Below are 5,182 nucleotides of genomic sequence, written 5' to 3' on the forward strand. Positions count from 1 at the left end.
CTGACGGTGTCGGGGCTGGAACAGTCAGGGCTGGAAGCCCTGACTACGCCGCCCCGCACGCTGGCCATCGAGCTAGCGGTCGAGAGGACTTTCATGTTCCGGGGTGGCGCGGGTGCCATGACCGTTAGCCGCGACGAGGCCCCGGCAGCCTGCGAGGTCGCGTCGCGGCTGAAGCCGCTCTCACCAGGCCCCGCCCGGACTTTCACGGTCATCAGCCCATTTCTTGCTGCCCCGACCTTTCCGGGCGACCTCGCCCGCCGCAGAATAGGCCAACCCTGCCCCTGGCGAAGCATACGCAAAGGACACCCCATCCATGCCGCGCCCGACACAAACGCCACCGAAGCAACCGCGCCCTACCGCCAAGGTTAAGGCCAAGTCCGAAGGCAGCGGCGCCATCGCCCAGGGCCGCAGGGCCAAGGCCGCCGGTCAAGGCGCGGTGATGGTGGAAGGCGACAGCGCCGCGCCCATCAACACCGGCGCGGGCAACATCTACCAGACCATCGTCCAGCAGGCGGCCCTTCCCGGCGCCGGTGCAGGCGATCTGCGCCAGGGCTACCTGGCCTGGCTCAGCCTGCGCGCCAACGCGCTGCCCCTGTTCGCCGGGGACAGCGGCAGACCGGCACAGCTCGCGTCGGTCTACACCGCGCTCCTGACCCAAGGGCGCGAGCCTGGCGGGGGTCATGCGCCCGCGGGCGCCCCGGCCGGGCACGCCCCGGCCGGGCACGAGCCCGTCCGCCAGTCCGCCCTGGAGGCATTGGACAGCGAGCAGTACCTGGTGCTGATGGGATGATGGCGCTCGCCGGCAAGTCGACGCCGCTCGCGCGGCAGTGCCGGTTCTCGACAGGTTTCAAGCGAGCGCTTGAAACCCTATTCCCGTTCTCCGATACTGCAACGAGCTTGGAGAAGGAAAGACCCCATGAAACCTTCGGTTGCGCTCGACCCTAAACGCGGCGCCGTCCGCGAGGCGGCGGGTCGCTTCCGCACGGCGAATCCCCGCGTCTTCGGGTCGGTCCTGCACGGCACCGACCGGGACGGCAGCGACCGGGACGGCAGCGACCTCGATCTGCTGGTCGATGCCTTGCCCGGTGCCACCCTGTTCGAGCTGGGCGGCCTGCAAGTCCAACTGGAAGAGATCCTGGGCGTCCCCGTCGATCTGCTGACCCCCGGTGATCTGCCCCCGAAGCTCCGCGCCCGGGTGCTTGCCGAGGCGCAGCCGGTGTGAACGCGCCGCCTTCTCCCACTCCAACTCGCTCGGCAGCGCGACCTGCCACCCTTGCTCCCGCACGCGGTGGGCGGGCGTGGTACCGACAAGTGTCGACGCCTCGGCCAGCATCTCGTTCAGCCAATCGCAATACGCCAGTGCTTCGTGCCAGTTCACCAGGCGCGCGGGTCGGTTGTCCGGATCGCGCAGGGCATCGGAGTCGCCGAGCGCGAATCCCTTAGCCTCGACGAATGCCTGCAATTGGGCGACCGTGACCGGGTAGCGGGCAATGTAGAAGTCCGCCGTCGGGGTGGGCTCGTCGTTGATCTCGGCCTCGCCGAAGTCGTCGCCGACGATCTCGCGGACGCGCTCGGCGTGCGCCTTGCGCGTTCCGATCCGAAACCCCGGGTCGGCCGGGAGATGCACGAATCCGAGCAGGTCGTCACCCGGCAGGTAGAAGCGCCGCGGGTCGAAGCGCGGGTCGCCCAGGCGAGCAAGCAGGTCGCCGGCAACGGCACGCTGTCTCGCGTGTAGTCCGCCCTCGTGTGGATGCACCGGCAGCAAGTCGGCGATCCAACCGCAGACTCGGTCCGCGATGGCGCGGGTACGCTCACGCTTCGTGATGGCGACGAGCCCGATCTCTTGCAACTGCTGCCCCGCGAGCATCGCGCAGGTCCAGTCCGCCGGCTCCGGCTGCCGCCGCTTGCGCAACTCGGCCACAGGAGCGCCGCCGATCAGCTCGTCGGCGGCGCTGGCGCCGCGCTCGGTCCTGGCCACCCGGGCGGCGAGCGCCAGGACCACCTGCCAGTGATCCGGTGCGTGGCGGGCGAGACGCGCGCACTCGGCCGGGAAGTCGTCCTGGGCCGCCAGGTAACAGGCGGCGAGGAACTCCTGGAATGTGCGGTGCGGGAAGGCGAACTGAGGCTCCCCGTCCTTCTCGCCCTGGCCGATCAGGAGCCCGGCGCGGTTCTCGATGTACTCGACCACGATCGCGGCCTTGTCCAGGCTGTCGTTCAATAACGGCTTGAAGGCGCGCAACAGACGGCCCTCGCCGATGTCGGCCAGGGCATAGACGCCCTGCCGCGGATCCGGGCCGCCGGGCCAGGCGTAGGGTCTGGCGGTGAGCAGGAAGCGGCACTTGGGGCCAGCCGAGCGCATGAGCTCGCGCACCGCCGCGAGTACGCGTTGCTGGGTTGTGCCGCTGCCGCTGCCGCATTCGTCGAGTCCGTCGAGCAGCATCAGTGCCCCGCCGGTGCGCGCGATCCGCTGCACGTACTCGATCGTACGCTCGGACATGCCATAGCCGGTGGCGCGCAGGTCCGCGGCGATGAAGTCCCAGAGATCGCCGGCCTGGGCGGGTCCATCCCCAGACGGGAGCCGCTCGGCGAAGCGACGGAGCAGGACGCGGATCGGGAACAGGCCGCCGTGGGTCCAGGTCTCGCCCAGGCCGGCGAGCACGTCGCGATGGCCTTGCCAGGCCTGGGCCATTGCCAACAGCAGGCTGGCGCCGAAGGTGCTCTTGCCGCTGCCGGGCTTGCCGAGCAGGGTCAGCTCGCGGTGGTGGTCGAGGGCCTCGAGGGCGGAGACCGGTCGCGCCTTGTCCCGCCCTTCGGGCGCGTTGAGCCAACGATCCCAGTCACCGCGCGACAGCCATTCCCCCAGCTTCCCGCCCCTGGGGATGGACATGCGGGTGTCCAGTGGCACATAGAAATCAGCGAGTTGGAGCGGCTCGCGCCCGGTTTCCTGCGCGCCCAGGTCGATCTCGCCGAGCCGCAGGCCCGCGAGATCGGCGACCAGGGCGTGCAGATAGAGCGCAACGACGGACTTGGCCTCCTCCGGGTCTTCGCCGACCTGCACGACCTGGGTGAGGTGCTCGACATAGTCCCGGCCGATGACATGACCGCCGCGGGTCGCCACCGCTCCGGCGATGACCGCCCCGCCCCCGGTCGTGATCCGGGTGTCGATCTGGGTGCCGGTATTGATGTTGCCGGTGTTCTTGCCGCCCACCTGGACGGCACCCTTGCCGGGCGCGATGGCCCCGTTGCCTTGAGCGATGGCGCCATCGCCGCTGAGCTTGGCCCGGTAGCTGTCGCCGATCTGCAGATGGAATTGGCGCAGTCGCGAGCGCGCACGCTCCGGGCTCACCTCGCATACCGCCGTACCCTCCGGCGGGGGCGCCGTGGAGTCGAAGTCGCCCAAGCTGGTTGCGCCGCGGAACAGCGACACGGCAAAGGGGCCGGCGCCCTTCAATACGGTCAGTTCCGGTTCCTGGGTCTTTCCGTACTCCTGCGCCGCCTCCTTCACACTGTCGTACAGGTGCAGATCGAGATCGAATGCGCTCACATAGCCGCCGCTGCCGCGCGTCCCCTCGCCCCGCAGTCCGTCGACGAGCGCCTGGGTGAACAGGCTGAGCGCGCCCTGGCCGATGTAAGACAACTGCTGGTCACGGCACGCGGTCATGACGATCCTGCCCTCGCCCGTTGCGAGCAGTGCGGCGGCGGTCGCGCCCGGCAGCGGTGTGTCGCTGAAGGTCGGCTCGCCAGGCCCGAGGGTCGGCGACAGCTCGCCCGCATGGCAGGTATTGACCAGTCGGGATCGCGCAGGACCGCGGCGACGGCCTGTGCGTCGGCGGCGCTGATCGGGACATCGAGCTTGGGCTCGTGCCGGTAGGTGCCGACGCCGATGAGAAGGGCGCGACCTTGGAAGAATGCCATGGGAGCCTCCGCATGCCGGTCGTGGGATGGAGGTGCCGCCGCGTTCAAGCCGCGGCAGACACCCTGCGGTGGGCGGGCCGCGTTCCCGAGTGCCGGGCGGACGCCGGCGGCGTCGGCGCCAGGGCCTGGGAGCGCCGAGCGCGAGTAACCAGCGGCGCGGAAGCAGGGTTGGCGGGCCGCCAGAGGCTTGGAGAGCTTGGCCGCGCGGTGTGTGAGCGCCTCAATTGTCGACGCCGATGATGACGCTGGCGGCGGCAAAGACGGCACAGGCCGGGGCCTCTTGCGCAAGCCCCAGATGCTCCAACACCTCGGCGGCAATGACCCCGCGGACCGTTACGCCCGCGGGCAGCGCGATGACGACCTCCGCGGGCCCGTCCCCGCGGGTGATGCGCTGGACCAGGCCGCAGAGGCAATTGGTGCCGGGGCTGGCCGCCGGGTCCGGTTCCCGGGCGATGCCGACCGCGACGGCCTTGACCAGGGCCCACACGGTCCGCCCCGGGCGCAGGTTCAAGGACTCGACGCTCTCGTTGGTCACCCCGGCGCAGATCCGCTGCCCGCCCTGGATCTCGATCAGTACCTCGGCGTCCACGGTGCGGGCGGTGACCGCGACGATGCGGCCGATGAACTGGTTGCGCGCGCTGGTGCGCATGGCGAGACGCCGCAGCAGGTCGAGGGCGGCGCCGGGGTCGCCCATGGCGGCGTTGATCCCGTCCAGGAAACGCCGGTACTCGGCGGCGATGGTGCGGTAGGCGGCGATCAGGCGTCGGCCCTCGTCGGTGAGGCGGGCGCCGCCGCCGCCGCGTCCGCCGGCGGCGGTCGCCACCAGCGGCGCCGGGGCCAGGTTGTTGATCGCATCCACCGCGTCCCAGGCCGCCTTGTAACTGATCTTGAGCGCCTTGGCCGCCTGGGTGATGGAGCCCCGCGCGGCGATCTGCTCCAGGAGTGCGATGCGCTGCTCGCCCAGGAAGGCCACGTCGTTGCAGTCCAGCCAAACCTCACCGGCGACATGCAGGGGCTGGCGTTGGGGCTTGGTTGAGGTCTTGGGGTTGCTGGACATTGCGGACGGGGGCGGGTGGTGCGAGGTGGCGGGGGCTGGCGCGAGGATCGCAGATCCGCGGCGGCTGCGCTATCGGATGGGGTGCAATTAGAGCTGATGTGTTGACGCCGATCCCGTAGGGTACGCGATGCGTATCCCACAGCGACCGGACCTTCTGACGGACCGGGCGTCGTTGTCGTTGTCGTAATCGAACAATCCGAGTACGACAAC

4 protein-coding genes and 1 pseudogene are annotated in these 5,182 nt (G+C 70.2%); 3 read left to right on the top strand and 2 right to left on the bottom strand.

Features of this window, described 5'->3' with window-relative positions:
- The 3 genes from QZY48_RS17385 to QZY48_RS17395 form a co-directional block, all read left to right on the top strand.
- Nucleotides 1-369, top strand: a 369-nt coding sequence (locus QZY48_RS17385; RefSeq protein WP_295433318.1) for a hypothetical protein, incomplete at its 5' end; no start/stop codon positions are given.
- A complete protein-coding gene (locus QZY48_RS17390) occupies nt 314-790 on the top strand; it encodes a hypothetical protein (RefSeq protein ID WP_295433320.1) in 477 nt (158 codons plus the stop codon). The genes QZY48_RS17385 and QZY48_RS17390, both read left to right, overlap by 56 nt.
- A 126-nt stretch (nt 791-916) precedes the next feature.
- Nucleotides 917-1,222 carry a nucleotidyltransferase family protein gene (locus QZY48_RS17395; protein ID WP_295433326.1) on the top strand — a complete coding sequence of 102 codons (306 nt, stop codon included), beginning with the start codon at nt 917-919 and terminating at the stop codon, nt 1,220-1,222.
- A 51-nt stretch (nt 1,223-1,273) separates the two neighbouring features.
- Here the strand turns inward: QZY48_RS17395 and QZY48_RS17400 are convergent.
- Both QZY48_RS17400 and QZY48_RS17405 read right to left on the bottom strand, forming a co-directional pair.
- Nucleotides 1,274-3,661, bottom strand: a pseudogene (locus QZY48_RS17400) (NACHT domain-containing protein); the annotation flags it as partial.
- A gap of 474 nt (nt 3,662-4,135) precedes the next feature.
- Nucleotides 4,136-4,972, bottom strand: a complete 837-nt coding sequence (locus QZY48_RS17405) for a TOBE domain-containing protein (RefSeq protein WP_295433323.1) — start codon at nt 4,970-4,972, stop codon at nt 4,136-4,138.
- Nucleotides 4,973-5,182 lie beyond the last annotated feature (210 nt).

The sequence above is a fragment of the uncultured Thiodictyon sp. genome (genome assembly GCF_903828115.1).
Classification (GTDB): domain Bacteria; phylum Pseudomonadota; class Gammaproteobacteria; order Chromatiales; family Chromatiaceae; genus Thiodictyon.

What these genes read in the sequence shown, in the direction of transcription:
- QZY48_RS17405 (WP_295433323.1), bottom strand. Translation starts at nt 4,972, where the DNA reads ATGTCCAGCAACCCCAAGACCTCAACCAAGCCCCAACGCCAGCCCCTG.
- QZY48_RS17395 (WP_295433326.1), top strand. Translation starts at nt 917, where the DNA reads ATGAAACCTTCGGTTGCGCTCGACCCTAAACGCGGCGCCGTCCGCGAG.
- QZY48_RS17390 (WP_295433320.1), top strand. Translation starts at nt 314, where the DNA reads ATGCCGCGCCCGACACAAACGCCACCGAAGCAACCGCGCCCTACCGCC.